24 protein-coding genes and 1 pseudogene are annotated in these 24,940 nt (G+C 69.7%); 15 read left to right on the top strand and 10 right to left on the bottom strand.

Translation table 11 applies throughout. From position 1 onward, the window contains the following. The first annotated feature begins 83 nt into the window (after window positions 1-83). Together OG758_RS04695 and kdgD are read left to right on the top strand one after the other, a co-directional pair. Window positions 84-1,265, top strand: coding sequence for an L-talarate/galactarate dehydratase (locus OG758_RS04695; protein ID WP_326708752.1), 1,182 nt, complete (start codon window positions 84-86; stop codon window positions 1,263-1,265). A 201-nt stretch (window positions 1,266-1,466) separates the two neighbouring features. Then, window positions 1,467-2,399 (top strand): 5-dehydro-4-deoxyglucarate dehydratase, encoded by a 933-nt coding sequence (gene kdgD / locus OG758_RS04700; RefSeq protein ID WP_326708753.1) that lies wholly within the window; start codon window positions 1,467-1,469, stop codon window positions 2,397-2,399. On the opposite strand, the gene OG758_RS04705 is transcribed toward kdgD, so the two are convergent. Beyond that, on the bottom strand, window positions 2,371-2,685 hold the full coding sequence (locus OG758_RS04705) for a hypothetical protein (RefSeq protein ID WP_326708754.1): 315 nt from the start codon (window positions 2,683-2,685) through the stop codon (window positions 2,371-2,373). The two genes, kdgD and OG758_RS04705, sit on opposite strands and share 29 nt — an antisense overlap. Before the next feature lie 72 nt (window positions 2,686-2,757). Continuing rightward, the gene (locus tag OG758_RS04710; protein WP_326708755.1) at window positions 2,758-3,096 is read right to left on the bottom strand and encodes a hypothetical protein; all 339 of its coding nucleotides are present in this window, start codon (window positions 3,094-3,096) and stop codon (window positions 2,758-2,760) included. A 250-nt stretch (window positions 3,097-3,346) separates the two neighbouring features. Between OG758_RS04710 and OG758_RS04715 the strand changes: the two genes are divergently transcribed. The 6 genes from OG758_RS04715 to OG758_RS04740 all read left to right on the top strand — a co-directional run bounded on the left by OG758_RS04715 (window position 3,347) and on the right by OG758_RS04740 (window position 8,789). After that, window positions 3,347-3,847, top strand: coding sequence for a hypothetical protein (locus OG758_RS04715; RefSeq protein WP_326708756.1), 501 nt, complete (start codon window positions 3,347-3,349; stop codon window positions 3,845-3,847). Window positions 3,848-4,416: 569 nt separating this feature from the next. After that, window positions 4,417-5,844: a rifampin monooxygenase gene (gene rox, locus OG758_RS04720; RefSeq protein ID WP_326708757.1), complete on the top strand. Its 1,428-nt coding sequence runs from the start codon at window positions 4,417-4,419 to the stop codon at window positions 5,842-5,844. Window positions 5,845-6,000: 156 nt separating this feature from the next. Continuing rightward, complete coding sequence (locus tag OG758_RS04725) at window positions 6,001-6,366, top strand: hypothetical protein (RefSeq protein ID WP_326708758.1); 366 nt, start codon at window positions 6,001-6,003, stop codon at window positions 6,364-6,366. After that, the gene (locus OG758_RS04730; RefSeq protein ID WP_326708759.1) at window positions 6,363-6,938 is read left to right on the top strand and encodes an IS607 family transposase; all 576 of its coding nucleotides are present in this window, start codon (window positions 6,363-6,365) and stop codon (window positions 6,936-6,938) included. Before OG758_RS04725 ends, OG758_RS04730 begins: the two co-directional genes overlap by 4 nt. Then, the gene (gene tnpB / locus OG758_RS04735; RefSeq protein WP_326708760.1) at window positions 6,935-8,392 is read left to right on the top strand and encodes an IS607 family element RNA-guided endonuclease TnpB; all 1,458 of its coding nucleotides are present in this window, start codon (window positions 6,935-6,937) and stop codon (window positions 8,390-8,392) included. Before OG758_RS04730 ends, tnpB begins: the two co-directional genes overlap by 4 nt. A gap of 187 nt (window positions 8,393-8,579) precedes the next feature. Then, window positions 8,580-8,789 (top strand): hypothetical protein, encoded by a 210-nt coding sequence (locus OG758_RS04740; protein WP_326708761.1) that lies wholly within the window; start codon window positions 8,580-8,582, stop codon window positions 8,787-8,789. 27 nt (window positions 8,790-8,816) lie between these two features. Here the strand turns inward: OG758_RS04740 and OG758_RS04745 are convergent. Then, window positions 8,817-9,044, bottom strand: a pseudogene (locus OG758_RS04745) (nuclear transport factor 2 family protein); the annotation flags it as partial. Window positions 9,045-9,268: 224 nt separating this feature from the next. On the opposite strand from OG758_RS04745, the gene OG758_RS04750 reads away from it, so the two are divergent. Then, window positions 9,269-9,910, top strand: coding sequence for a hypothetical protein (locus OG758_RS04750; RefSeq protein ID WP_326708762.1), 642 nt, complete (start codon window positions 9,269-9,271; stop codon window positions 9,908-9,910). Window positions 9,911-9,980: 70 nt separating this feature from the next. Here OG758_RS04750 and OG758_RS04755 read toward each other — a convergent pair whose 3' ends face one another. Next, on the bottom strand, window positions 9,981-11,936 hold the full coding sequence (locus tag OG758_RS04755) for a hypothetical protein (protein WP_326708763.1): 1,956 nt from the start codon (window positions 11,934-11,936) through the stop codon (window positions 9,981-9,983). A 342-nt stretch (window positions 11,937-12,278) separates the two neighbouring features. On the opposite strand from OG758_RS04755, the gene OG758_RS04760 reads away from it, so the two are divergent. Beyond that, a complete protein-coding gene (locus tag OG758_RS04760) occupies window positions 12,279-12,995 on the top strand; it encodes a tRNA-dependent cyclodipeptide synthase (RefSeq protein ID WP_326708764.1) in 717 nt (238 codons plus the stop codon). Window positions 12,996-13,219: 224 nt separating this feature from the next. Continuing rightward, window positions 13,220-14,431 (top strand): cytochrome P450, encoded by a 1,212-nt coding sequence (locus OG758_RS04765; protein ID WP_326708765.1) that lies wholly within the window; start codon window positions 13,220-13,222, stop codon window positions 14,429-14,431. 174 nt (window positions 14,432-14,605) lie between these two features. Here the strand turns inward: OG758_RS04765 and OG758_RS04770 are convergent, their stop codons facing one another. Then, the gene (locus tag OG758_RS04770; RefSeq protein WP_326708766.1) at window positions 14,606-15,157 is read right to left on the bottom strand and encodes a hypothetical protein; all 552 of its coding nucleotides are present in this window, start codon (window positions 15,155-15,157) and stop codon (window positions 14,606-14,608) included. Window positions 15,158-15,346: 189 nt separating this feature from the next. Here OG758_RS04770 and OG758_RS04775 point away from each other — a divergent pair, with 189 nt between their 5' ends. Then, window positions 15,347-16,201: a helix-turn-helix transcriptional regulator gene (locus OG758_RS04775; RefSeq protein ID WP_326708767.1), complete on the top strand. Its 855-nt coding sequence runs from the start codon at window positions 15,347-15,349 to the stop codon at window positions 16,199-16,201. Here the strand turns inward: OG758_RS04775 and OG758_RS04780 are convergent. Both OG758_RS04780 and OG758_RS04785 read right to left on the bottom strand, forming a co-directional pair. Next, window positions 16,189-16,818, bottom strand: coding sequence for a hypothetical protein (locus tag OG758_RS04780; RefSeq protein WP_326708768.1), 630 nt, complete (start codon window positions 16,816-16,818; stop codon window positions 16,189-16,191). The genes OG758_RS04775 and OG758_RS04780 overlap by 13 nt on opposite strands. Before the next feature lie 97 nt (window positions 16,819-16,915). Further along, on the bottom strand, window positions 16,916-17,809 hold the full coding sequence (locus OG758_RS04785) for a helix-turn-helix domain-containing protein (RefSeq protein WP_326708769.1): 894 nt from the start codon (window positions 17,807-17,809) through the stop codon (window positions 16,916-16,918). A 35-nt stretch (window positions 17,810-17,844) separates the two neighbouring features. On the opposite strand from OG758_RS04785, the gene OG758_RS04790 reads away from it, so the two are divergent. Next, complete coding sequence (locus tag OG758_RS04790) at window positions 17,845-18,639, top strand: phytanoyl-CoA dioxygenase family protein (protein ID WP_326708770.1); 795 nt, start codon at window positions 17,845-17,847, stop codon at window positions 18,637-18,639. Window positions 18,640-18,830: 191 nt separating this feature from the next. Beyond that, window positions 18,831-20,021 (top strand): metal-dependent hydrolase family protein, encoded by a 1,191-nt coding sequence (locus OG758_RS04795; protein ID WP_326708771.1) that lies wholly within the window; start codon window positions 18,831-18,833, stop codon window positions 20,019-20,021. Here OG758_RS04795 and OG758_RS04800 read toward each other — a convergent pair. Further along, window positions 20,005-22,185: an acyltransferase family protein gene (locus OG758_RS04800; protein WP_326708772.1), complete on the bottom strand. Its 2,181-nt coding sequence runs from the start codon at window positions 22,183-22,185 to the stop codon at window positions 20,005-20,007. The genes OG758_RS04795 and OG758_RS04800 overlap by 17 nt on opposite strands. 180 nt (window positions 22,186-22,365) lie before the next feature. On the opposite strand from OG758_RS04800, the gene OG758_RS04805 reads away from it, so the two are divergent. Then, window positions 22,366-22,902: an RNA polymerase sigma factor gene (locus OG758_RS04805; RefSeq protein ID WP_326708773.1), complete on the top strand. Its 537-nt coding sequence runs from the start codon at window positions 22,366-22,368 to the stop codon at window positions 22,900-22,902. A 15-nt stretch (window positions 22,903-22,917) separates the two neighbouring features. Here the strand turns inward: OG758_RS04805 and OG758_RS04810 are convergent, their stop codons facing one another. Together OG758_RS04810 and OG758_RS04815 are read right to left on the bottom strand one after the other, a co-directional pair. Beyond that, window positions 22,918-23,976 (bottom strand): PucR family transcriptional regulator, encoded by a 1,059-nt coding sequence (locus OG758_RS04810; RefSeq protein WP_326708774.1) that lies wholly within the window; start codon window positions 23,974-23,976, stop codon window positions 22,918-22,920. Window positions 23,977-24,152: 176 nt separating this feature from the next. Continuing rightward, window positions 24,153-24,899 carry a TetR/AcrR family transcriptional regulator gene (locus tag OG758_RS04815; RefSeq protein ID WP_326708775.1) on the bottom strand — a complete coding sequence of 249 codons (747 nt, stop codon included), beginning with the start codon at window positions 24,897-24,899 and terminating at the stop codon, window positions 24,153-24,155. Between the last annotated feature and the right edge of the window lie 41 nt (window positions 24,900-24,940).

Raw genomic sequence — 24,940 nt, forward strand, 5'->3', positions numbered from 1 at the left:
GCAGCCGCCCCCACCCGCCGACTCGGCCGGGCGCGCGCAGCATGCCGGCCGGTCGCATCCGCCTCACACCCCAGGGACACGAAGTGGTGACGAAGACCCACACGACCACCAACGCAGCGCACGTCGCAGGCGAGGCGACGCTCGACAGGATCTCCTGGATCAAACTCTCCTCGGTCACCCTGCCACTGGCCACGCCGATCAGCGACGCCAAGGTCCTCACCGGGCGCCAGAAGCCCATGACCGAAGTGGCATTCCTCTTCGTGGAACTGGAGACCGAGCAGGGGCACGAGGGCATCGGCTTCAGCTACTCCAAGCGGGCCGGCGGCCCCGGCCAGTTCGCCCACGCCAGGGAGATCGCCGACAACCTGCTCGGCGAGGACCCCAGCGACATCGGCAAGATCTGGACGAAGCTGGCGTGGTCCGGCGCCTCGGTGGGCCGCAGCGGTCTGGCCACGCAGGCCATCGCCGCGTACGACGTGGCCCTTTGGGACCTCAAGGCCAGGCGCGCGGGCCTGCCCCTGGCCAAACTCCTGGGCGCCCACCGCGACTCCGTACGCTGCTACAACACCTCCGGTGGCTTCCTGCACACCCCGACCGAGCAGGTGCTCGACAACGCCTCCGCCTCCCTGGCGAGCGGTATCGGCGGCATCAAGATCAAGGTGGGCAACCCCGACCGCAAGCAGGACCTGCGCCGCCTGACCGCCGTCCGCGAGCACATCGGCGACGGCGCCCCGCTGATGGTCGACGCGAACCAGCAGTGGGACCGGCCGACCGCCCAGCGGATGGGCCGGGCCATGGAGGAGTTCGACCTCGTCTGGATCGAGGAGCCGCTCGACGCCTACGACGCCCAGGGGCACGCCACGCTCGCCTCGTCGCTCGACACCCCCATCGCCACCGGTGAGATGCTCGCCAGCGTCGCCGAGCACTACGAGCTGATCCGCCACAACGCGGCGGACATCATCCAGCCCGACGCGCCCCGCATCGGCGGCATCACGCAGTTCCTCAAGCTCGCCGCGCTGGCCGAGCACCACAACCTCCAGCTCGCACCGCACTTCGCGATGGAGATCCACCTCCACCTCGCGGCCGCCTACCCGATCGAGCCGTGGGTGGAGCACTTCGACTGGCTGGAGCCGCTGTTCAACGAGCGCCTCACCATCAGCGACGGCCGCATGCACGTCCCGTCCCGCCCCGGCCTCGGCATCACCCTCACCGACCAGGCCCGCGCCTGGACCCAGGCGACCCACGAGGCCGGCAAGCGCCACTGACGCCACATCACGCAACACCTTCTCCCGTCCGCGCCTCCTTCATGGTGGCGCGGACGAGCCATGCCCGCACCTTCCACGCGTCATACCGACCCGGTATCACCGGATGCGAAATCAGTGTTGGACCGGCATGAGTCATTGCTCGTAGCGTCGTCACCAGGGGCACACCTCACGCCTCACCCCGACTCCAGGAGCAGAACGCAGATGACGTCGTCCTACACCCCGTCAGAACTCGGCCGGCGCATCGGATCCGGCCTCCTGTCCTTCCCCGTCACCCACTTCACGGCCGACGAACTCTCCTTCGACGAGAGCGCCTACCGCGACAGCATCACGCGCCTGGCCGAGTACGAGGTGGGCGGCCTGTTCGTCGCGGGCGGAACCGGCGAATTCTTCTCCCTGACCGGCGCCGAGGTCGAGCGCGTCGTCACCGCCGCCGTACAGAGCGCCCCCGAGGGAACGCCCGTCCTGGCCCCGGCCGGTTACGGCACACGCACGGCCGTCGAGTACGCCCAGGCCGCGGAACGCGCGGGCGCCGACGGCATCCTGCTCTTCCCGCCGTACCTCACCGAGGCCGGACAGGAGGGCCTGGCCGACCACGTGGAGGCCGTGTGCCGCGCCACGTCGCTCGGCGTCATCGTCTACAGCCGCGCCAACGCCGTCTACACCGCGCCCACGCTCGCCCGGATCGCCGACCGCTGCCCCAATCTCATCGGCTACAAGGACGGCGTCGGAGACATCGACACCATGACGCGGATCTACACCCGCCTCGGCGAGCGCCTCACCTACATCGGGGGCCTGCCCACCGCGGAGATGTTCGCCCTCCCTTACCTCGAACTCGGCGTCACCACCTACTCGTCGGCCATCTTCAACTTCCTGCCCGAGTTCGCCCTCGAGTTCTACGCCGCCGTCCGCGAGCGCAGGCACGACAGCGTCATCAAGCTCCTCGACGACTTCGTCCTGCCGTACACCGAGATCCGTAACCGGCGGCCCGGCTACGCGGTGAGCATCGTGAAGGCGGGGATGACGGCGGTCGGCCACGGCGCGGGGCCGGTGCGCCCGCCCCTGACCGACCTGACGCAGGACGAACTGGCCGAGCTCGCCGCGCTGATCAACGGCCTTTCCACGCACACGACCTGATGGTCCAGTCGAGTGCGCGCACCTCGTGGCTCTCGGCGTCCAGGCGTATCCTCGTCTTCAGTGTCCGGCTCGGCCGACTCCGGGAGAAGAAGGTGCGCCAGGCCGGCTCCAGGACCCGCCACTCGGCGACGAGGTCGGCACGCTCGGCAGGGGTGCCGTTGCGTACGACGTACCGCACGTCGGGCCGCTTGATGGCGAACAGCGCGGCGCGGACTTCTCCGGCCGGGAGCGGTATGACACCGGCGTCGGGACGCCTGGTGCCGGTCAGTTTGCCGAAGAGACCCATCGGGTCAACCTACGGAGACATCGGACGGACAACCTCGCCGCCGGCCTGCGCCATGCCCCTCGCGCGGACCAACTATCGTTGCGTGCCTCGTTTCCGCCGGCCCCGGGAGAACCACCGGCGAGCCTCCGTCGCGAGGCCCAGCGCGAGTAGCGAGCCCAGCACCGACGCCACCAAAGCCTGCGACACGGCTGCCGCCTCCAGGCAAGCCTCGAAGAAGCCGGCGACGGCCAGGCCGGGCAGCGTCGAGCCGACACCCAGCACCACGACGACCCGACGTGTCCAGCAAGGCACGGAACGCCCCTGCGCCGCCCAGGCCTTCACGCTCTCCCGGAACCAGAACAACGCCAGAGCCACCGCTTCGAGACCGGTGACCACCACCGCGAGGACAAGATCGACCACCCAACCCGACACGTCCCCATGCTTCCGCGCCGACCGGATCCCAGCCTGAGTACGGATACTCAGAGCCCCTGCACGCGGCGCGATTTTGCCGTCATTTTTGCATCCGACCGCACAACCATTTCATGAATGCCATTTACGCGACCACGCACAAAAGAATGCGAAGAATGGTGGAACTGGCGGACCGCGAGTGCAGTCTTATCCCGTGACCAGAAGCCCGCAGGATTCACTGCGGCACCGAATGACGGGGAAGGTTCCACCGACCATGCACGCTCGCACCCGCACCGCTCTCTTCGCCTCCGCCGCCGTCGCGGCCACGCTCTCGCTCACCGCGATCACCCCGGCCCTGGCCGGCACCTCCGCCCACACCACGGCCGTCGCCGCCGCCCCGGCACCGTCCCAGGGCGACCCGCGCAGCACCACCAACCGCGTCGCCGATTTCTACGGCGCGTACATCGACTCGATCTGGGACAACGAGGACCCGGCCGCCGGCGCCAACGCCAAGGCGCTGCGCTCCTTCTACCTGTCGGCGGCGGCACAGAAGAAGGTCTCCGCGTTCGAGGCGAAGGAGCACGCCGACGGGATCCTGTTCGCGCAAAACGTGCCCGTGAAGTGGAAGGTCGACTACACGGGCTCCGGCGCGGGCCACGCGACCTCGCTCGTCACGCTCACCTGGAGCGACGGCGCCAACCCCGAGGTCACCAAGATCAAGGTCCAGTCGGACCTCCAGACCCGCAAGATCACCGACCTGGCGGCCGTCAACTAGCCTGCACCGCCCGGCGATGGCCCGTACCGGAGACGTCCGGTACGGGCCACGCGCATCTCCCTTTCACAGGGGAATTCAATAGCACTGCTGCCGATCGCAATCTCACGGACCGCGCTTCACTCTTCGGCTTCGACAGTATTCGTGTCCTAGAAATTCAGCACGCCCTGAGGGCCTCAGCAGATGCAAGCAATTCAGTACTGCTCGGCTACGCGCGGGCGGCCCGGGGCGCTCCGACCAAGTCAACCGGCTTGCGTTGTGATGACCTTGCGGATGCGAGGACTGCCGGCATGGTCGCCGTAGAGGCTGACCGGCCTCGACTCCCCAGCAGACGACAAAGGGCAAGGAGAGTGTCCACTCCCTTGCCCTCTTCAACATATAGCGCACAGGGGGCCTTGCGGCAAGGCCCCGGTCCTGGCGCAGAATGGCCGGCCTAGGCCAGGACCTGCGGAAATCGGGGATTCGCGAAGTGCTCACACCTCTGTCGACGCACGGTCATGCGTGATCGTGTGCGCGTCGTCGGACTTCGCGGCGCGGCCGGCCGTCATTCAACTCGTCACGTAGGGGATTTCATGATCGACGTCATCGTTGTCGGCAGCGGACCGACCGGCTTGATGCTGGCCGGCGAGCTGCGGCTGCACGACGTGAACGTGGTCGTTCTGGAGAAGCTGCCCGAGCCGACCAAGGAGTCCCGCGGACAGGGCCTGCACGCGCGCAGCGTGGAGATGATGGCCCAGCGCGGCCTGTTGGAACGGTTCCTCGCGGTGAGCGAGAAGTTCAGCGCCGGTGGTCTCTTCGGTGGGATCATGAAGCCGTGGCCGGACCGGTTGGACACCGCTCACCCGTTCGGTGTCGCCGCCTCGCAGCCGGTCACCGAGCGGCTGCTCAACGAGCGTGCGCTCGAACTCGGGACCGAGATCCGGCGCGGGTGCGAGGTGACCAAGGTGAGCCAGGACGCGGACGGGGTGACCGTCGAATTGGCGGACGGCACACAGCTGCGCTCGCGCTACCTCGTGGGGTGCGACGGCGGCCGCAGCGTGGTGCGCAAACAGCTCGGCGTCGACTTCCCCGGTGAACCCGCCACGATCGAGACGCTGTTGGGCGAAATGGGGGCGACCGAGGATCCGGCGACGATCGCCACCGTCGTCGAGGAGACCCGCAAGACCCACCTGCGGTTCGGCGTCATCCCGCAGGGGGACGGGATGTACCGCATCGTCGTGCCCGCCGCGGACGTGTCCGAAGACCGGGCGACCCCGCCGACCGTCGACGATTTCAAGCAGCAGCTGCTCGCGACGGCCGGCACCGACTTCGGCGTGCACTCGCCGCGCTGGCTGTCCCGGTTCGGTGACGCCACCCGGCAGGCCGAGCGCTACCGGGTCGGACGGGTGTTCCTGGCCGGCGACGCGGCGCACATCCACCCGCCGACCGGTGGGCAGGGGCTCAACCTCGGCGTCCAGGACGCCTTCAACCTCGGCTGGAAGCTGGCGGCCGCGGTCAACGGCTGGGCGCCGGAAGGGCTGTTGGACAGCTACCACACCGAACGGCACCCGGTGGGTGCCCGCGTGCTGGACAACACCCGTGCGCAGATCACCCTGTTGGGGACCGCTCCAGGCGCAAAGGCGCTCCGGGAGCTGTTCTCGAAGCTGATGGACTTCGAGGAGGTGAACCGGTACATGACCGGGATCATCACCGCGGTCGGGGTCAGCTACGACTTCGGCGAGGGCCACGAGCTGCTCGGCCGTCGGATGCGGGACGTCGAGCTGAAGCAGGGGCGCCTCTACGAGCTGATGCACGACGGACGCGGGCTGCTCCTCGACCCGACGGGCAGCCTCTCGGTGAAGGGCTGGGCGGACCGCGTCGACCACGTCGTCGACGTCAGCGAGGAACTGGACGTTCCCGCGGTGCTGCTGCGGCCGGACGGCCACGTCGCCTGGGTCGGTGAGGATCAGCAGGATCTGCTCGGCCACATGTCCAAGTGGTTTGGCTCTGCTGCCAGTTGAGCGCGTGGGCGCGGACGCGAGCGCGGCGACCGTGAAGTGCGACATCAGGTAGCAGCAGCACCTCGGTAAGGCCCGCCCCGTCGATCGAGTGGCGGGGCGGCGCGAGGGAAGGCCTCCATGGGCTGTCCCCCCGGCGACCTGCACAGGAGGAGAGACATGAGCGACGGAATCGGCTGGATCGCCCGCGAAAAGATCGCCTGGGCCGGCTACTGCATCACGCTGGCACGCGGCCTGGAGCCCGGGGAACTGGTCCAGCGTCTCGCGAGGGACACGGCCCCTGCCCCTCTGGGCGAATGCACCGGCTACGACCTGAACACCCAACTGGTCGACCGTGAGAGGGCGTTGCACCGCAGCGACTCCATCGCGGTGCGATACGGCGCCGTCTGGGACCTCGCCTTCGCCGTGGCTGTCGGCTACTGGCCCGGCGAGTTGAACACCAGTCCCCTCCTCGCGGGGCTACGAACTGTTGCGTTATTTATCAGTGAATCTCAGCTTTTCTCATGTGTTATCTTGATTGTGTGAAGCTTTCCGAGTGGGCGGCGCGCAATGGCGTGCACTACCAGACCGCGTGGACGTGGGCGAAAGAGGGCCGTATGCCGGTCCCGGTGCGCCAGACACCGTCCGGCACGTGGCTGGTCGACGAGCCCGCTTCGGAGGTGTCTGGCCGCGTCGTGGCGTACTGCCGAGTGTCGTCGGCGGACCAGAAGTTGGACCTTGACCGGCAGGTGGCCCGTGTGGTCCAGGGGGCCACTGGTCTTGGCCTGCCGGTTGCGGAGGTCGTGACCGAGGTCGGCTCGGGACTGAACGGTCGTCGGCGCAAGCTGCACCGGGTTCTGTCAGACCCGCAGGCGGTGGTGATCGTGGTCGAGCACCGCGACCGGCTGGCCCGGTTTGGCGTCGAGCACCTCGAAGCCGTCTTGTCCGCGTCCGGGCGTCGCCTGGTTGTCCTCGACCCCACCGAGACGGCTGATGACCTGGTGCGGGACATCAGCGAAGTGCTGACGTTGATGTGCGCCCGCCTGTACGGGCGGCGGGGGGCGAAGAAGCGTGCCGCCCGCGCGGTGGTCGTGGCGACCGGTGAGGCTGCCGGGTGAAGAAGTTCCGGCCGCAGTCCGGGTTCGTGGTTAAGGCGTACCGGTTCGCTCTGGACCCGAACGCTGCCCAGGAGCGGGCACTGCACTCGCACTGTGGTGCGGCACGGGCCGCGTACAACTGGGCGGTTGCCTGGATCGAGGCGTCGTGGTGGCAGCGCAAGGCCGAGTCCACCTACGGCATCCCGCAGGAGCAGTTGACCCAGTGGCGGCCGTGGTCGCTGCCCGCGCTGCGCAAGGCGTTCAACGCGGTCAAGCACACCGACCCCAGATTCGCGCACTGGTGGGCAGAGAACTCCAAGGAGGCGTACAACACCGGCCTGGCCAACGCCGCCGCTGCGTTCGACAACTACGCCAGGTCCAGGCAGGGCCAACGCCGTGGCCGCGCGATGGGACTCCCGCGTTTCAAGTCGAAGCGGAAGGCGCGCCTGTCCTGCCGGTTCACCACCGGCACCATCCGTGTCGACGCCGACGGCCGGCACGTCACGCTGCCCCGGCTCGGCACACTGCGCACCCACGAGCCCACGGTGAAACTCCTCGCGCGCGTTCAGGCCGGGACGGCCCGGATCCTGTCGGCGACCGTCCGGCACGAGCGCGGGCGCTGGTTCGTCTCCTTCCAGGTAGAGGTGAAGCAGGACCTCGCCCGGGTCACCCGGCCGGAGGCGGCGGTCGGGATCGATCTCGGCGTGAAGACCCTCGCGGTGATGGCCGACAGCGCCGGAGCGATCCGCGAAGTAGCCAATCCGAGGCACCTGGACACTGCGCTGAAGCAGTTGCGCCACGCCTCCCGCGTCGTCTCCCGACGCCAGGGACCCGACCGGCGTATCGGGCATAAGCCCTCGAAGCGGTGGGAGAAAGCCAACGCCCAGCGGAACAAGGTCCACCACCGGGTGGCGAACCTCCGCGCCGACGCCCTGCACAATCTCACCACGAGCATTGCGGCCGAGTACGGCACCGTCGTCGTCGAAGACCTCAACGTCGCTGGCATGCTCCGCAACCGGCGCCTGGCCCGCCGGATCGCCGACGCCGGGTTCGGCGAGATCCGCCGCCAGCTCGAGTACAAGACCCGCCAGCGCCACGCCACTCACCTCGTGGTCGCCGACCGCTGGTACCCCTCCTCGAAGACCTGTTCCGGGTGCGGCGCAGTGAAAGTCAAGCTGCCGCTGCACCTGCGGACCTACCACTGCGACGCCTGCGGCCTGGTCATCGACCGGGACGAGAACGCCGCACTCAACCTCGCAGCCCTCGCGGCAGCCGCAGTAACTGGTACCGGAGTGGCCGGAGACCAGGACACCGCCCCGGCGGCGTCGAAGCCTCGTGTAGCCGACCGTAAGACCCGCGCAACCGCCCGCAGCCGCAAGGCCACGGGCGGGCGGGCAGGTGGCGCAACCCTGCCGCACCAGCGGCAGACGGAAACGAGAGACCGTACTCAAGCCGAAGCACCCACGCTTTGGTGATGAGACGGACCTTTCGGGCCGCAATGCCCGGAATGCTGAGAGCTACTGAGGCTCTGAGCAACGGTCCAAGGGTGGTGCTCACGTCTTCCGGCTGTACCACGAGAGCCAGAACCCGAAGCTGCCGCCGCCCGAGTTCACGTACTTCCACGACGGGGACTACATGTGCGGCTTCGACATGCATATGCACATGTGGTCGCATGAGATCACGGGTTCACGTCCCGATCTGGTGAGCGCCGCCCTCCAGGCCGGGGGCGTCCCGGACGAGGACCGCCAGGACGTGGCGCACGCCAAGTCCCTCGCCGTCGTCGAGGAGCAGTTCCAACTCACCCTCCCCAAGGAACTGGTGCTGCACGGGAAACTCCCCGCCGCCTTGATCAGGGGGCAGGAGTCCGCGTGAACCAACCCCCGCTCCACGGCTCATGACCTACCCGTCGCCGGCCGAGGCGTCCGGGAACGAGTGGTGCTCGTGCGCCACGGTCCGGCGTCCCTCGTCCTTGCGCAGCCCGAGCGTCAGGCGCAGGCGGTTCTCCGGTTGCCCGGCCAGGTCGTCCGGGGTTCCGCAGTGCAGCAGGGCGTGGGCGTGGGCGACATCGTCACCGGCGGTGACGTCGAGGGACACGATGTCGAACACGGCCCCTTGCGCCTGCCACGCCGTCAAGGTGTGGGAACAGATCACCGAAGGCGAGACGGTGCCGTGGATGGTGGACATGCTGACAGCTGCGCGACAGTGGGAAGCGCACCGCTCCTGACCGCGCACAGGGACGCTGAACGGCTTCCAGGGCTGTCTGAGCTGCCGGTGCCCGATGAACCGTGCTGCGCACCAGACGTAGGCCTTTCTCGCCGGTGATGTCGGTCCTTTCGAGTAGCGTGCAGTGCATGACCGACACGATTGGCTGGATAGGACAGCACACCAACAGCGATCAGGCGGTGCCGGGCAGGGGGATGCTGAGCGGGATCTCCCTGACCCTGGCCCGCGGTTTCGACAGCGACGACGAGTTCCTCATCAGCCTCGGTGCGGATCTCGACGAGCTGGCCGCCCGCACCCCCTACCAGGACCGGGGACCGCTGCCCGCCGACCATCACCCGGCGATGTACGGGACACACGGCGACTGGCTGTATGTCCTTGAGAACTGGGGCCGGGCGACCTGGTACACGGGCTACACGGGCGGGGTGAAGTCGATGCGCCCGTACCCGGACGAGGAAATCATCTGCATCACCCTCAACGAATTCAGCCCCCCGCAGATGATCGTGCACGCGCCCGGCGACGGGAACGCCTACCGGGCCGAGTTCACCACCGACACCGGACAGGGATCCGCCCTCGACGCCGCGCTCCAGGCGGCTGGGGCTGTCCTGGGGCCACGGCCCGAGGACGACGCAGACATCCCCGCGTACGAAGACCGGTTGGTGAACATCGCGGGCCCCGTGTTTGCCGCGGTCGGCGCCTATACCGGAGTGCTCATCGACCAGGCCGCCGTCACCACCGGCACTCTGCCCTACGTGGCGCTGCCCGCCGTCTGATCTCCGGCACAACGAGATCGGCCCCACCCCCGGGCCAGCGGGGGTGGGGCCGGTCCTTTGCTCTACGCGGTTACTGCGCGGTCAGCTTGCAGATGACCGGCGTGCCGCCGCCGTTGTGGCAGGTGATCCCGGGCGTCATCCGGGTATCCAGCCAATAGGCATCCTTGTCGCGAAGTCGCATGTCCTTCATGAAGGCGGAGAAGTGGCCGCCCATGGACTCCTGGTTCTCCTTGCCGGAGATCGCGGACCGGCCACACACCTCCTTGAACGTGGGATCCGTACCGTCCAGGCTGAACAGGTGCATCGTCGTGCCGGCCTTCTTGGCGAAGGTGCCCAGGCATGCGTCACCGGTCGGCGTGGTCTTGCCCGGCACCAGCGCGGGGTTCAGGCCGCCTTCCGTCGACGACATGCCGCCGCTGTTGTACGACGAGGCGAACGCGAACTCGTCGCAGTTCAGTTCGTCCGCGACATCGGTGAGGGCGGAAGCGTCACCGTTCTCCGCGGCCCACCCGGTCGGGCAGATGCGGCCACGGCTGCGATTGTTCTGGTCGTTGTTGCCCATGTAGTACAGCGGCTTGCGCTCAGCCTCGGAGCCGGGGTGTGTCGGGTTGTATGTCTGGATCAGCCAGCCGTGCGCCGCCGCCTGCGGGAACTTCTTCGCGTTGAACTCGTACGTGGGTGCGGAGTTGACGAACACGCAGCCCGGGGTGACGTCCTTGTCGACGTCCTTGGTGTCACAGCGGATCTGGTCCAGCTCGGACGTGTCTCCGCGGTAGTCCAATGACCACTGGTAGCCGGTCATGAACGGGCGGATCTTCCCGTCCGAGGGCAGGATCGCACCGTCGATCTGCACGTCCGGCTTGAACAGCTCCTGCGTGTTCACGCCCGAGGCGTCCCAGGTGTACGGCGTGGTGATCTCCGCCGAGTGCATCTCTCCGGGAACCCACCAGTTCTTGCCCTTCCACGCCGAGGCGTCCGGCTGGATCGGCTTGCACGACCCCTGACAGAAGTGCTTCCCGAGGTTCAGGTCGATCTCGGCGAAGTCCAGCGGGATCTGCTGCGCGGGCTCGATCAGGAGGTTCTCGGTGAAACTGTTCGCCCCGTCGAGTTGCAGGGTCCGCACGAACATGAAGTACGCGATGGCGTCAGGGACACCGTCGGTGCGGATGACGACCGGCACCGATCGCACGTCACACTGCGCCTGCCGGGTGGACAGGATGGATGGGAAGTCCGTGTTGCACCACGGGATTCCGGCGATCTCGTCGGATGCGGCTGCCATCTTCGCGGCGACCTTCTTGGGCGCCTCGTCCTTCGTGAGCTGCTTGCCGAAGCACACCTGACGGCCGTCGTCGTCCTTCGCGCTGCACTGCTCGGCAGCGGGTTTCGTCTTCGCGGCCAGCGTTGCGCCGGCGCCGAGCGGCTTCGTCTGGAGTCCGGACGGCGGGTTGTCGAGTGCCGAGGGGTCCGGTGCCGTGTAGTCGGGCGCGGGGAGCGTGAGATCGACCGGGGGCTCTACCCGGAACGGCGCCCACGGTGACCACGACGTCTCGTACAGGGAGCCGTCGAACGCCGAGGTGTGGAACACGTAGTTCTGGTGCAGGGACAGCTTCCCCGGGGGAACGTCCACCGTGACGAGCGACCCGGAGGCGACGTAGGGGGAGACGATGACGCCGTACGTGGTGTCGTTCAGCTTGACCTTCGTGACCGGTTTACCGGCCGCGTCCGCCGTCCACACCTCGAACGTCAGCGTCGACTTGTCGCCGTCGGCGTCGGTGACGGTGTTCTTGAGCTGGACCTTCTTCTGTGAGACGACCCGCTGAAATCCGGCCGCGTCCTTCTTCGTTGACGGCGCAGCGACGGGGTTCTTTCCGGATGCCGGGCGGGAACCGGCCGCGGCGATCGACCGCACTTCGGGACCGGCGGCCGGACGGGTGGACGGTGCGGCGTTCGGGTCCGGCTGCCCGGCACCCGCTGTGTCGGCGGCGCTTGCTGCGGCGCCGGTGCTTGCGAGCATCAGCATGGCCACGCCGACGGCTATGCGTGAAACTAAGCGTCTTCTTCTGGATGTACCAGACAAAACATGCCCCTTCTGGCCCTGCCCACGTGTACCCCCGGGGCAGGACTGGACGGTTGGTTATGTCGCGCCACGGAAGTAGAACACAAGAGCGAACCGCCAACCCATGAACTCCCTGTGTTGGTCGGCTAGTTGGTGCACTCGCACGGAAGATGCCGAAACCTTCTGTTCATCCTGTGACTGGCCGGTAACCCTGGATAACCAGCACATCCCTCGGCTAGCGTCGCGATCGAGTTGCCACACCCGGGGCACGAGGCCCTGCGCGACTAGCAACTCCGAGGGACGTCAAAGACGTTGACGACTGCACTTCGCACCGAAACCTTCGCCGTACAGCCCTACACACCCCACTGCCGCGTCATCCACGACGAAGGCGAACACGCCGTCATCGGCATCTCCTCGGGCAACGGATACTTCTCCCATCAAAGGGTCCTCGATCTGGCCGCATGGGGCCTGGACAACTTCCGTCAAGTCGATCTGATCTGGACCGACATGCACGTCGCCGAACAGTTCGAAGCCCTCGGCTACGGCTCCGTCGAAGCGCAGCGCAAGACCGTCAAGAACCTGCGCGGCGTACGCGCCAAGGTGACAGCCGCCGTCGGATCACTGGACCCATCGGGGCAGCGACTGCGCGGACGCCCCATGTCGGGCCTCGTACAGATCCCCGCCTACCGCAAGATCCGCGATGAGCTGGACGTCATGCTCAAGGACGACAAAGAATTCCGCGACGTGTGTGACCAACTCGCCACCCGGTTCCTCGAAACGAAGGTCGGCGGCCTCGGCGCCACCCAGCAACAACGCCAGGCATGCATCCGCTACGTGTGCGCCGAAGTACCTCTCTTCCTCGACACCCCGGCCATCCTGGGCGTCCCCTCCAGCCTGAACCTCTACCACCAGGCCCTCCCGCTGGCGGACCTGCTGTACGCCCGCGGATCCGGCCTGCGCGCCTCCCGCAACCAGGGACACGCCGTGATCACCCCCGCCACCGCTGACGACCAGGAGCACGCCGCATGACCACCGCCACGATCACCGTGTGCCCTCGCGCCACCCGTCGTCGAGAACCAGGCGCCCGAATCGCGCGAGATCGCGCCGGCGGCGAAAGGTTGGTGTGCGGGGCCGGCGGAACCGGGCGACGGATTCAGCGTGCTCACGCAGCAGTGGCGCAGCGCGTCGCGCGCGGCGGGACTCCATGGAGTTCGTTCTCGGTCCGGCCCCTGTGTCCAACCACCGATCGGTTGATGGGTCGCGGCTGCCCCGTCAACCACGACGCCGATCCGCTGCCCCGGTTCCCGTTCGACGCCAACGGCACACGGCTCCCCAACGAGATCCCACACCTGATCACCAGTGAGCCGGTCAAGAGAGTCCGCACAATCGCCGGCGCAGAAGCATGGCTCGTCTCCTCCTATCCGCTGTGCAGACAAGTCCTCGACGACGCCCGGTATTCGCTCAAGGACACGTCCGCGCCCGGGATGCCACGTCAGTACGCGCTGACGATCCCCCCGGAGGTCGTCAACAACATGGGCAACATCACCGGCGCGGGACTGCGCAAAGCAGTGTTGAAGGCCCTCAACCCCAAAGCCCCGGGGTTGGAGGACTGGCTTCGCGAGCACGCCGCGCACCTCGTCGACCGGCTCGTGTCCGCCGGGGCACCGTCCGATCTGCGGTACGACTTCACCATCCCGTACTCGACCGGCCTGCACTGCTACATCCTCGGTATCCCACAGGCCGACTCCGCGGCGCTGTACGGCTCCCTCGACGTCGCGTTCATGAACAGTCCCCGCGAGATCCCCGCGGCGGCCATGAACTGGGACCGCGACATGGCCCACATGGTGATGCGCCTCAACGACCCCGACACCGGCGGCCTCATGGGCGAACTCGCCGCCCTGCGCGAGGATCCCGCGTATGACCACCTCACAGACGAGATGCTCGCCACCGTCGGCGTCACCATGTTCGGCGCCGGCGTAATCAGCGTCATGGGCTTCCTCACCATGGCGATCGTCTCCCTGATCCAGAACCCCGGCCTCAAGGCCCGGCTCGTCGCCGGGCCCGAGCTGATCCCGGCCGCCGTGGATGAGCTGCTGCGCATCAACCTGTCCATTGCCGATGGCCTCCCGCGCATCACCACGGAGACGATGCAGCTCGGAGACGTCACCGTGCAGAAGGGCGAACTCGTCCTGGTGCTCGTCGAGGCCGCCAACCACGACCCCGCCGAGTTCGACGACCCCCACACCGTGCGCCTGGACCGGCCGAACCCCAACGCACACCTGAGCTTCGGTGGCGGCGGCCACTACTGCCCCGCTACCGCCCTCGGGAAGCGACACGCACAGATCGCGATCGAGACCCTCCTCGACCGGATGCCGAACCTCGATCTCGCTGTCCCGATCGAGCAACTCGTGTGGCGCACCGGCTTCATGAAGCGCATCCCCGAGCGCCTGCCAATCCTCTGGTAGATCGCGCGCAGACGACAGGGGCCCCCGACACGTGTCGGGGGCCGCCAGTCATTTCCCGTGCCGTCCCGGCAACTCGGACGTGACACCCGACGAGAATGAACGTGCCGCTTCCTCGAGGCCACGACCATCGCGTACGGAACGTAGCAACTCACGCCGAAAGAAGCGGAGTTCACACTAGGGTGGTGGCCGGTGGCAGATTTGATCCAAGTCGCCATGGAGGCCGCTTTCTGCCGTAGGGGGAGCCACTGGCGCTGCTGCCCGCAGAGCAACACGCCGCGTCACAAAAGACGTTCCGACCGTCACGACCAGCACGCCGGCGGTTGCACCGAACGCGGCGGTGAGGCCGTTCAGCCACGCGTAGCCGCTGCTGCTGGGGTACGTGGTTCCGTCGTCCAGCACGCAGTCGAAGCGCAGCGGCACGTAGGAGGTCCGGTGCCCGATCAGGTGCTGGAGGGTGCTGTCGTCGACGTCGGCGTCGCGGCACGAGGGCGCCGGAGACGAGGAGGCGCCGCTCTCCGACTCGTGCGCGGACAGCTGCACCGCGCCGAGCCCGAGCACGTACAGGCCGGCTGCCGCTGCCGCAGCCATCGCAGCACACCACCGCAGCAGATCGCGTGACCAGTCCGCCCGGCGGCCGGGAAGGGCGACGGAGATGAACTTGACGACCACCGCGACGACCCAGACGGGGATCGCGAGCAGAGCGGGCAGTGCCAGAAAGACGAACACGATCCAGGCACCCTTCACAGGCGTTCGGCGCGGGCGAGTTCATGGAGCGCGGCTCGGCCGCCTTGACGGGAGTAGACCTTCGAAGGCCTCAACAGGTTGTGGTCGTCGCCTGATCTACACGGGTTCGCGCTCACCGGGTGGGACTCCCAGTACCAGGTAGATCAGCGCCGGGCGGTGCACAGTGGAGTCATGGCGACCACGGAGTTCGGGCACACGGTGCGGCGCTGGCGCGACCGGGTCTCGCCGGAGGCGGCCGGGCTGCCCGTCGGCGGTGGCCGGCGCGCGCCCGGGCTGCGCCGCGAGGAGCTCGCCATGCTGGCCGGGATCTCCGTCGACTACGTCACCCGCCTCGAACAGGGCCGCGCGACCAACCCCTCGGAGCAGGTCGTGGAGGCGCTGGGCCGGGCGCTGCGCGTGTCCGCGAGCGAGCGCGAGCACCTGTTCCATCTGGCCGGGCTCGTACCTCCGGGGCGGGGCACGGTGCCCGCCTTCATCACGCCGAGCGTCCAGCGGATGCTGGACCGGCTGACCGGGACGCCCGTCGCGGTCTCCGACGCCGCCTGGACGCTGCTGCTGGCCAATCCCCTGTACACGGCGTTGATGGGTGAGCGGCACGGCGACGAGCGCAACGCGGTGTGGCGCAACTTCCTCGGCCCGGCCGGCCGCGTGCGTCACTCGCCGGAATCCCTGCGCGCGCTCGAGACCGCGCAGGTCTCGGACTTGCGTGCGGCGGCGAGCCGCTATCCGCAGGACCAGCGGCTGCGGCGGCTGATCGCGGAGCTGCGTGCGAACAGTGTCCGCTTCGCCGAGCTGTGGGATTCCGGAGCCGTGGGACAGGCGGAGGCGTCGCGCAAGACCATCGATCATCCCGAGGTGGGCGCCCTGACGCTGGACTGCGACATCCTCGACGTCGCGGGCACGGGCCTGCGCATCATCATCTACACGGCCGAGCCCGGCACCCAGGACGCCGAGCGCCTCGCGCTCCTCGGCGTCATCGGCACCCAGGCACTCGCCGGACAGCAGTCCCACGCTCAGTGGCCGTAGGGCGGCTCGAAGCAGCCGGTCTCCATGTACGGGCCATTGACCTTGACCCCGTAGTTCGTCTCCTGCACGAACGCCGTGACGCACGCGTCGGCACGGACGCGAAGGCCGACCTGTGCGCCCTCGGGAGTGACGTAGTGGTCGGTCTCGTAGCGCGCGTCCATGCCCCGCACGCCGAGCGTCCCGCCGCCGGCCCGCTCGCCCTCGTCACCGTTGCCCTCCTCCGCGTACCCGAGCTTGAGGAGCGCCGCGCGGACGCTCTCGGGGTCCCACTCCTTCTGTCCCCAGAGCCGCTTGAGTACGGGCTCGATGCGGGCGGCTTCCCGCCGCGCGGCCTTCTCACCGGCGGGCGACATGCCGCCCGTGCGGCGATAGGCGTTGTTGTCGCCGATGTGCGGAGCACCGTCGACGACTCCGGGCTCCACGTAAGGGGAAGCGGGGGGAGACGTCATGGTGGGAGAAGGCGAGGGAGGCGGGCTCGAACGTGCGAGTGAGGTCGGTAGTCCGGCCGCCGGGTCCGTGGCGCGCTCCTCGCCGCAGCCGGTCAGCGCCACAGCAGCGCTCAGCAGGAGTACCAGTGCGGCGCAGCGTCCGCGCCGCGGCGTCGTCAGGGTCAGCATGGTCAAACTCTGCCATCGCCGGGCAGGCAGTGTGGCCCGCCGAGTCGTGTTGTCCGCCTGAGCGTGACACCGAGTCCGTGCCGCCGTGGGCCTGCCCTCACCCGGCGGCGGACCGGTATGCCTTCGGCGGGGTTCCGTACCTGCCGCGAAAGGCATGGCTGAAGTGGAAGGGCCCCGCGAAACCCGAGGCCGCGGCCACCTGGGCCACGGTGAGTTCGGTACTCGTCAGCAGGCACGCCGCATGGCGCAGCCGCGCCTCCCGCAGGGCCCGCATCGGCGTGGAGCCGGTCTCCTCCGCGAAGAGGTGGGCGAACCGCGAGGGTGAAAGGGCCACCGCCGCGGCGAGGGAGTCGACGGTGTGCGCGGCTGCCGGGTCCGCGTCGATCAGGGCCTGGGCGCGGCGCACGCGCGCGTCGCCGGGGCCGGTGGCGCCGGACGGGGAGGTGGCGAGCAGCAGGGCGCGTTCGACGGATCCCAGGGCCAGCGCGGCGGCGTCCGGTCCCGTCGCCACCGAGGCCGGGGCGGTGCGCCGGGTGGCGCTCACCGGGCGGGGCGGAGCGCCTGTGCCCGTCCAGCGGCTGTCGGCGTGTGCCTGCCGCAGTGCCGCGGAGACGCCGGTACGCGCTCCGGGGTGGAGGTCGGGCATCACATGGCAGCCGCTGCCGAGGTCGTACGGGCGCAGGCGCTGCTCCCAGCCGGGGCGCAGCAGGAAGTGGGCCCACCACAGCCCCCAGTGCTCGGCGTCCGGCGCTGTCCGGTACGTGTGATGTACGCCCGGCGCGAGCAGCACCAGGCTCCCGGGGCCGGCGGTCGTTTCGGCGCCGCCCTGGCGGACGTGACCGGCGCCGGACTCCGTCCACAGCAGGAGCCAGCTCGGGGCGCCGGCCGTCCTGCGGACCGCGTAGTCGGGCTGCCCGTCGTGGCGGCCGACGATCAGGACGCCCGGCGGCGGCGCAGCAGTTTCACGAAGGTCTGTGGCGGACACGCGCATAGCGTGGCACACCAGGACGGTTCTACGGTCGTCGCATGAACACAGTCGACATCTCGGCCTTCCGGGCCTCGGGCTACGCGATCGCCCGCCGGCTCCTGTCACGCGAAGAGGTGGCCGCGCTCAGTGCCGGTTTCATGGAGTACCCCCAACGGGGCGCAGTACCAGGGCACTTCCAGCCGTCGGCGCAGGATCCCGACGGCCCGCACGATCCGCTGCGCGAGTACCCGCGCATCATGCACCCGCATCTGATCGACGACACCGCCATGCGGTACCTGCTCGACCCGAGGATCACCGCGACCGTGGCCGAGCTGATCGGCGAGGAGCCGATAGCAGCGCAGAGCATGTTGTACTTCAAGCCGCCCGGCGCGCGCGGGCAGGCGCTGCACCAGGACAACTTCTATCTGCGGGTCGAGCCGGGCACCTGTGTCGCGGCCTGGGTGGCGCTCGACAACGTGGACCGCGACAACGGGGGGCTCGAAGTCGTCCCGGGCACCCATCTCATGGACCTCTTCTGTCCCGAGGAGGCCGACCCGGACACGTATTTCACGAGGGAGTACGTGCCGCCGCCGGCCGGCCTCGCCCGCGTGCCCGTCGACATGGAGCCGGGCGATGTCCTCTTCTTCAACGGCAGCCTGGTCCACGGCTCCGAGCCGAACACGACCACGGACCGGTTCCGCCGCAGCTTCGTGTGCCACTACGCCCCGCGTTCGGCCCGCCGCATCGCCCGCCACTACCGCACGTTCACGCTGGAGGGCCAGGAGGTCTTCCTGGCCGAGGCGGAGGGGGGCGGCCCCTGCGGTACGGAGTTCCCGGTCTCGTCGCCGCACTAGGTCCCCGGTCAGCTCACCTCACGGGCGACGGGGCATGCCTCGTATGGCATCGGGCGGCGTGCCGCCGGAGGTCGGGCGTGGTGAGCTGGCCCCGGGACAGGCCGCCGACAGGGCGGCGGGGGTCCTGGCCCATTGGCCGGCGCGCAGGCGTTCCCGATGCGCCGCTCACACGCCCGCGACGGAGGACCGCCATGCTGGCTCTTCGCATCGCACGGGTCTTCGACGGCCGCGCTGTCGTCGAGGGCGCCGGGGTCGTCTTCGTGGACGGTGGGCGGATCGCCGGGGTCGAGGCGGCCGGGTTCGGGATCCCGACGGACGTCGAGGTCCTCGACCGGCCGTCGGGCACGCTCCTTCCAGGCCTCGTCGACGCGCACGTCCATCTCGTCGGCGACGGCGAACCGGGCGCGTTGGAGCGGCTCGGCGAGCTGTCCCAGGACGACCTGTTCGGCACGATCGAGCGGTCCCTGCGGACCCAGCTGGCCGCCGGTGTCACTACGGTGCGCGATCTCGGGGACGTGGCGTGGTCGGTCCTGGACTGGCGCGCGCGTCGTCCCCGTACCGGCCTGCCCACCGTGGTGGCGTCGGGGCCGCCCGTGACGAGCCGGGGCGGTCCCTGCCGGCACATGGGCGGTGAGGCGTCCGGGAGGGACGAACTGCGCGCCGCCGTCCAGGAGCGGGCCGAGCGCGGCGCCGACGTCGTGAAGATCATGGCCGGGGGCGGCATGCCTACCCCTGGATCCTCCGTCGACCAGGGCCCGTTCACGGCCGAGGAACTCGCGCTCGTCGTCCGGCAGGCACACGCCGCGGGACTTCCCGTCACCGCTCACGCGCACGCCCTGGTGTCGATCCGGGACGCGATCGCGGCCGGCGTCGACGGCATCGAGCACTGCACGTTCCTCACCGCCGACAGCGTGCACGTGCCCGAGGAGGCCATCGCGGCACTGGCCGCCCAGGGCATCGTGGTCTGCCCGACGCTCGGCCGTGGGCCGGGTGCCGTGCCTCCGCCGCACCTCATGGAGCGCATGCGCAAAGCGGGCCCGGGCTATGACGCGTTGCGCCGGCGGATCGTCCGCGCGCATCTGGCGGGCGTCACGATCGTCTCCGGGACGGACGGAGGCATCAGCCCGGGCACACCGCACGGCAGCCTGCCCCGGGCCGTCATGGACCTGGTGTCGGGCGGCATGGCCGCGGCCGACGCCCTCGCCACCGCGACGTCGGTGGCGGCGAGGGCCTGCGGTCTGGGTGACCGCAAAGGGCGCGTCCGGACCGGCTACGACGCCGACCTCGTCGTCGTCGACGGCGACCCGTTCACCGACATGGCGGTCCTGGCCCGTCTCGACGTCACGGTCCTGGGCGGACAGGTGCTCAGTTGCCGCTCCTGACCCCCAACGCCCGCCCCAGGACCGGCGCCAGGGCTTCGGCGTAGCCCTCGGCCATATGGCTTTCGTCCCGGTAGACGAAGGTGTCGTACACCGCGACGGGACAGTCGCCGTGCGCGGTGCACAGCCAGGGCTGCGGGTCGATCACGGCGACGCCGGTCGAACGTGCCGCTGCCTTCGTGGCGTTCCTGCGGGTCACGTCGTGCAGCGCCTCGGGCACGCGGACCGAGCAGTCCCGCAGGTGCAGTGGGTGGATGGCCGCGCAGTCGAGCACGTCCTCGCGGGGCCAGGGTGTGTCGAGGAGCGCGACGACCCGGGCGCCGGACGGCGCGAGCCGGCGGAACGTCCGGACATAGCCGTCGGTCCATCCCGCGAGCGGGTCGCGCATCGTCGTCGCCGGGGTGCCCGCGTCGGAGGAGGACACGAGCACGAGGGAGGGACGGAGCTTCTCGATCCGCGCGAGCGCGTCGGCGCGCCAGCGGTCACATGTCGTGTAGGGGCGGTGGGCGTTGAGCGTGGTGACCGTCGCCGCCTTGCAGGAGGCCTTGGTCATCGATATCAGCTTCCAATGGTGCTGTACGGCAAGGACGTTGAGCGCGGGGAACCACTGGGCCGCGTGGGAGTCGCCGAAGAGGACGGCGACGTGCTTCGAGGACCGGTCTCCGTACACGCACATGGGCGTGCTCGTGCCGGCGTAGTTCTGGTGGCACCCGTCCCGGTACACGGCCGACCGTACGTCCGTGATCCGCGTCAGCGGCGGCGTGAGGTTGTCCGGCAGGCGGACACCGGTCGTGCCGAGGGCCTGTGTGAGGCGCGCGCCCGGGTCGGGGGCGGAGGCGAGGGCGTCCTTGAGTACGGGGGCGGGCTCGCCGGAACTGATCGACGGCGGGAAGGCGGCCGCGACCAGCGCGGTGGAGGCGGTGACGGCGCTCAGGGCGAGGCCGAGCCGCAGCCCTCGGCCTGGGCGGCCGCGCAGGGCCCGGTGGAAGCGCACCGGGTTCTCCACCAGGCGCAGGGTCAGCCAGGCCGGGAGCAGCGCGGCCACACCGAGGGCGAGCTCCAGGTGTGTGCCGGCGGGCCGGTCCAGCGCCTTCGGCCCGATGACCAGGAACGGCCAGTGCCACAGGTACCAGCTGTACGACACACCGCCGAGCCAGGTCACCGGCCGTGCGGTGAGCATCCGGCGCGCTCCCGGCCACGCGGGCGAGGTGCCGCCGACGATGACGAGGGCGGCGCCGATGACCGGTACCGCCGCGGCCGCTCCCGGGAAGGGCGTGTCGGCGTCGAAACGCAGCGCCGCGGCGATCACGCAGGCGAGACCGGCCCACGTCATCGCCACGGCCACGCCGGCCGGCAGTCGCGGAGGCCGGAGCAGGGCGAGCGCGACCAGAGCTCCGGCGCCCAGCTCCCAGGCGCGGGTGTGCGACCCGAAGTAGGCCCAGGGCGCGGACCGCCCGGTCACATAGACGCTCAGCCCGAACGACACCACCCACAGCGCCACCAGAGGTACCGCCAGGAGCGCGCGGCGCCGCCGGGACAGCCGCCAACCCAGGAGCAGGAGCAGCGGCCACAGCAGGTAGAACTGCTCCTCGACGGCCAGTGACCAGAAGTGCTGGAACGGGGACGGAGGGCTGCCTTCCGCGAGGTAGTCGGTGCCTGTGGCCGCGAGGCGGAAGTTGACGGCGTACACGGCGCTGGCGAACGCGTCGCTCATGTACTCGGCGAAGCGGACCTTCGACAGGAACAGCCACGATCCGGCGAGGGTCACCAGGACGACGAGGGCCGAGGCGGGGAGCAGGCGCAGCGCCCTGCGGGCGTAGAACGCACGGATCGATATGCGGTCCGTGGCGGACAGTTCGCGCAGGAGCGAGGACGTGATGAGGAAGCCCGAGATCACGAAGAAGACGTCGACCCCGACGTAGCCGCCGCTGAACCGGGTGACCCCGGCGTGGCCCAGGACGACCAGCGTGACGGCGAGGGCCCGCAGCCCCTGGATGTCCGGGCGCTGCGCAGGGCCGGAGTGTGTCGCGCCGGGCGGGGGCGAGGTGCGCCCGGAGCCGGGCGCGGGCTTCTGTTCCACCGTCCCCGTCGACTGCGCGGCGGGATCGGTTGTGGTGTGTGCGGTGTACGTTCTTGCGCGATTTCCGGCGTATGGAGTCCTGGTCACGTCTGGGACTGTCCGGTCGGCCCCTCGTGTTGCGGCCACCCACCCTTCTTTTCGAGCGTTTTTGAGCGCTCAACCAGGTGTTCACGATCAGGGCGTCTCCGCGTGGTTCGGTGTTGCGCCGGTGCCCGGCACCATGGCCTGGCTCACGCAACAGCTGCCGCGAAACGGAGACATGCGGTCATGGAGGACTCACTGCGCGCCCGGATCAGGGCGGGCGACGCCGACGCCTTCGCGGAGCTCTTCGACGACACCTCTTCCGAGGTGCACCGCATGGCCCTGCGGGCGACGGGCGACTGGGCGCAGGCCGAGGACGTCGTCTCGCTCACCTTCCTGGAGATATGGCGGCTCCGGCAGACGGTGCGCCACGAGGACGCCCCGCTGCGGCCCTTCGTCCTGGGTGTCGGCCTGAACGTCCTGCGCAACCAGTCCCGCTCGGCCCGCCGTCACCGTGCGGCCCTGGCCAGGCTGCCCGCCCGCGAGAACCAGCCGGACTTCGCGGACGAGGTGGTCGACCGCATCGCGGACGCCGAGCAGGTCGCCGCCGCCCGCACGGCGCTGGGCGGGCTGAACCGTGCCGAACGCGATGTCGTCCTGCTGTGCGGCTGGTCGGAGCTCAACTCCGAGGCCGCCGCAGAGATTCTGGGCGTGGCACCGGGCACGGTCCGCTCACGCCTGTCGCGGGCGAGGGCGCGGCTGCGGGCGTCCGTCGACGCGTAGCCCGCGAAGGGCGGTTCAGAGGGCGACGGAGGGCCAGTCGAGGAGGCGCGCTCCGATCACCGCGGTCTGCAGCGTGTAGCGGTGGACCGGGTCGGACGGGTCGGCGCCGGTCAGGTGGTGGATACGTTCCAGCCGGTACGTGAGGGCGCGCACGCTCAGCGACAGCCGGCGCGCCGCCTCGGCGCCGACGCAGCCCGCGTCGAAGTAGGCGGTGAGTGTGTCGAGGAGGGGCTGCGCTCCCCCGCGGGCGTCGCGCATCGGGCCCAGCACGCTGCGCACGAGATCGGCCATCGCCTGGCGGTCGCGGGTGAGGACCGGGTAGACGAGGAGGTCGGCGGAGCGCAGGACGGGCGCGTCGAGGTCCAGCCGTTCGGCGAGGTTCAGGGCGTTGAGCGCCTCCTCGTACGACTGGACGACGCCACCGGCGCCCGGCTGCGGACGCCCGATCGCCACCTGGCACCCGTCGGTGGCGGCGAAGGCCTGCTTGGCGAAGAACGCGAGGACCTCGTCCTGGTCGCCCGGGGCGACACAGACGAGACGGCCGTCCTTGGTGGTCAGCAGAATACTGCGGTCTCCGAAGCGGCCGATGAGCGCGCGCTCCACCTCTCGGATAACCGCGTCTCCTTCGTCGTACGCGACGGTTCCCTGCGCGACGGCCACCGCGTGCTCGAACGACAGGCGCAACCCGAAGTGTTCGGCGCGCTGGGCGAGCAGGCCGAGGTCACTGCGCCCGTACAGCAGGTCGTCGATGAATTCCCGGCGTGCGGCCTCCTCCTGGCGTACGGCGAGGCGCTGCGCCCTTTCGTACCCCTCGGCGAAGGCGTCGACGGCCTGCGCGACGGCGGCGAGCACGCTGTCGGGCGACACCGCAGTGGCCGGCCAGTGCGAGCGCGTCGCGTCCAGGTGTGCGCCGACCAGGGCGCGCAGACCGTGGCCCGTCTCGGCGGCGCGCTCGCCGACGGCGCGGCGGGAATCGAGTTCGTCGCGCGTCGGACGCCGTCCGGTGGCGGCGGCCGCGGCGAGGATGCGGACGTAACCGTCGAGAGATGCGTCGGGTATGCCCTGGTCCGCCACGTTCGCCCCCGGAATCTTGATGAGTCGTTGTCGCCTTTTTAGCGCAGCTCCGGTGGTGTTGGACCAGGGGGTCCGAGGGTTACGTCCGCTGCGCGGGCCGGCCCGTCTCCCTCTCGTACTCCGCATCCGCAGCTTGCCGCAGCGCGCGGTGGCGGTGGAGGGCCCGCGCCAGATCCCTAACGCCCTTCCCGGTTCGGCAGACGCGCCTCGATGCCGTCGAGCAGGAACGTCAGGCTGAGGGTGAACTGTTCGTCCATATCGGGCCCGGACGGTTCCTCCATCCATCGCGCCAGCAGTTCGTGCCCGCCCTGTTCCGCCACTCCCCTGACCGCGTTGACCGCCGCGGCCAGCCGCTCCGGGGTGTCGATTCCCAGCCGGCGACGCATGGCGTGCTCCTCGGCCTCCTGCTGTGCGCCGCCGAAGACATGGCGGTCGAGCAGGGCGGCGTCCGCGACGGCCTCGCCCAGTGCGGCGCCGCGCCCGACGAGCACCCGCAGCTGGAACTCGGTGCGGCGCAGCATATGGGGACCCAGTGGGGGGCGGGTCGGGACGAGCTGTGCGAACCACAGGTGTCTCTTCGCCATGGCCCAGCTCTCCGTGGCGATCCCCCGCAGGTCGGCGCGCCAGTCGGGGCCCGGCTCCGCGGGCACGGGAACCTCCGCGGTGGCGGCGTCGAGCATCAGGTCGACGAGTCCGTCCTTGCTCATCACATGGCGGTACAGCGCCATCGGCGTGTACGGCCCGAGGCGTCGGGCGACCGCGGCCATCGTCAGGGCCTCCGCTCCGCCCTCGTCGGCGACGGCCGTCGCGGCCCGCACGATGTCGTCCCGCTCCAGCGGGCTCTGTCGGCGCTTCGGCGGCTCCGCACGGGTCCAGATCAAGGGCGTACCGAAGCCTCCGGCCGCTGTCCGCTCGTCCTTCATGGCTGTAGTTTATGCCATCAGCTAGAGTTTATGACATAAAC

The organism is Streptomyces sp. NBC_01474 (assembly GCF_035918215.1).
Classification (GTDB): Bacteria; Actinomycetota; Actinomycetes; order Streptomycetales; family Streptomycetaceae; genus Streptomyces; species Streptomyces aureus.

What these genes read in the sequence shown, in the direction of transcription:
- OG758_RS04790 (WP_326708770.1), top strand. Translation starts at nt 17,845, where the DNA reads ATGAACACAGTCGACATCTCGGCCTTCCGGGCCTCGGGCTACGCGATC.
- OG758_RS04725 (WP_326708758.1), top strand. Translation starts at nt 6,001, where the DNA reads ATGAGCGACGGAATCGGCTGGATCGCCCGCGAAAAGATCGCCTGGGCC.
- OG758_RS04750 (WP_326708762.1), top strand. Translation starts at nt 9,269, where the DNA reads ATGACCGACACGATTGGCTGGATAGGACAGCACACCAACAGCGATCAG.
- OG758_RS04795 (WP_326708771.1), top strand. Translation starts at nt 18,831, where the DNA reads ATGCTGGCTCTTCGCATCGCACGGGTCTTCGACGGCCGCGCTGTCGTC.
- OG758_RS04785 (WP_326708769.1), bottom strand. Translation starts at nt 17,809, where the DNA reads ATGCGCGTGTCCGCCACAGACCTTCGTGAAACTGCTGCGCCGCCGCCG.
- OG758_RS04805 (WP_326708773.1), top strand. Translation starts at nt 22,366, where the DNA reads ATGGAGGACTCACTGCGCGCCCGGATCAGGGCGGGCGACGCCGACGCC.
- OG758_RS04740 (WP_326708761.1), top strand. Translation starts at nt 8,580, where the DNA reads ATGTGGTCGCATGAGATCACGGGTTCACGTCCCGATCTGGTGAGCGCC.
- OG758_RS04705 (WP_326708754.1), bottom strand. Translation starts at nt 2,685, where the DNA reads ATGGGTCTCTTCGGCAAACTGACCGGCACCAGGCGTCCCGACGCCGGT.
- OG758_RS04780 (WP_326708768.1), bottom strand. Translation starts at nt 16,818, where the DNA reads ATGCTGACCCTGACGACGCCGCGGCGCGGACGCTGCGCCGCACTGGTA.
- OG758_RS04765 (WP_326708765.1), top strand. Translation starts at nt 13,220, where the DNA reads ATGGGTCGCGGCTGCCCCGTCAACCACGACGCCGATCCGCTGCCCCGG.
- OG758_RS04775 (WP_326708767.1), top strand. Translation starts at nt 15,347, where the DNA reads ATGGCGACCACGGAGTTCGGGCACACGGTGCGGCGCTGGCGCGACCGG.
- OG758_RS04715 (WP_326708756.1), top strand. Translation starts at nt 3,347, where the DNA reads ATGCACGCTCGCACCCGCACCGCTCTCTTCGCCTCCGCCGCCGTCGCG.
- OG758_RS04815 (WP_326708775.1), bottom strand. Translation starts at nt 24,899, where the DNA reads ATGAAGGACGAGCGGACAGCGGCCGGAGGCTTCGGTACGCCCTTGATC.
- rox (WP_326708757.1), top strand. Translation starts at nt 4,417, where the DNA reads ATGATCGACGTCATCGTTGTCGGCAGCGGACCGACCGGCTTGATGCTG.
- kdgD (WP_326708753.1), top strand. Translation starts at nt 1,467, where the DNA reads ATGACGTCGTCCTACACCCCGTCAGAACTCGGCCGGCGCATCGGATCC.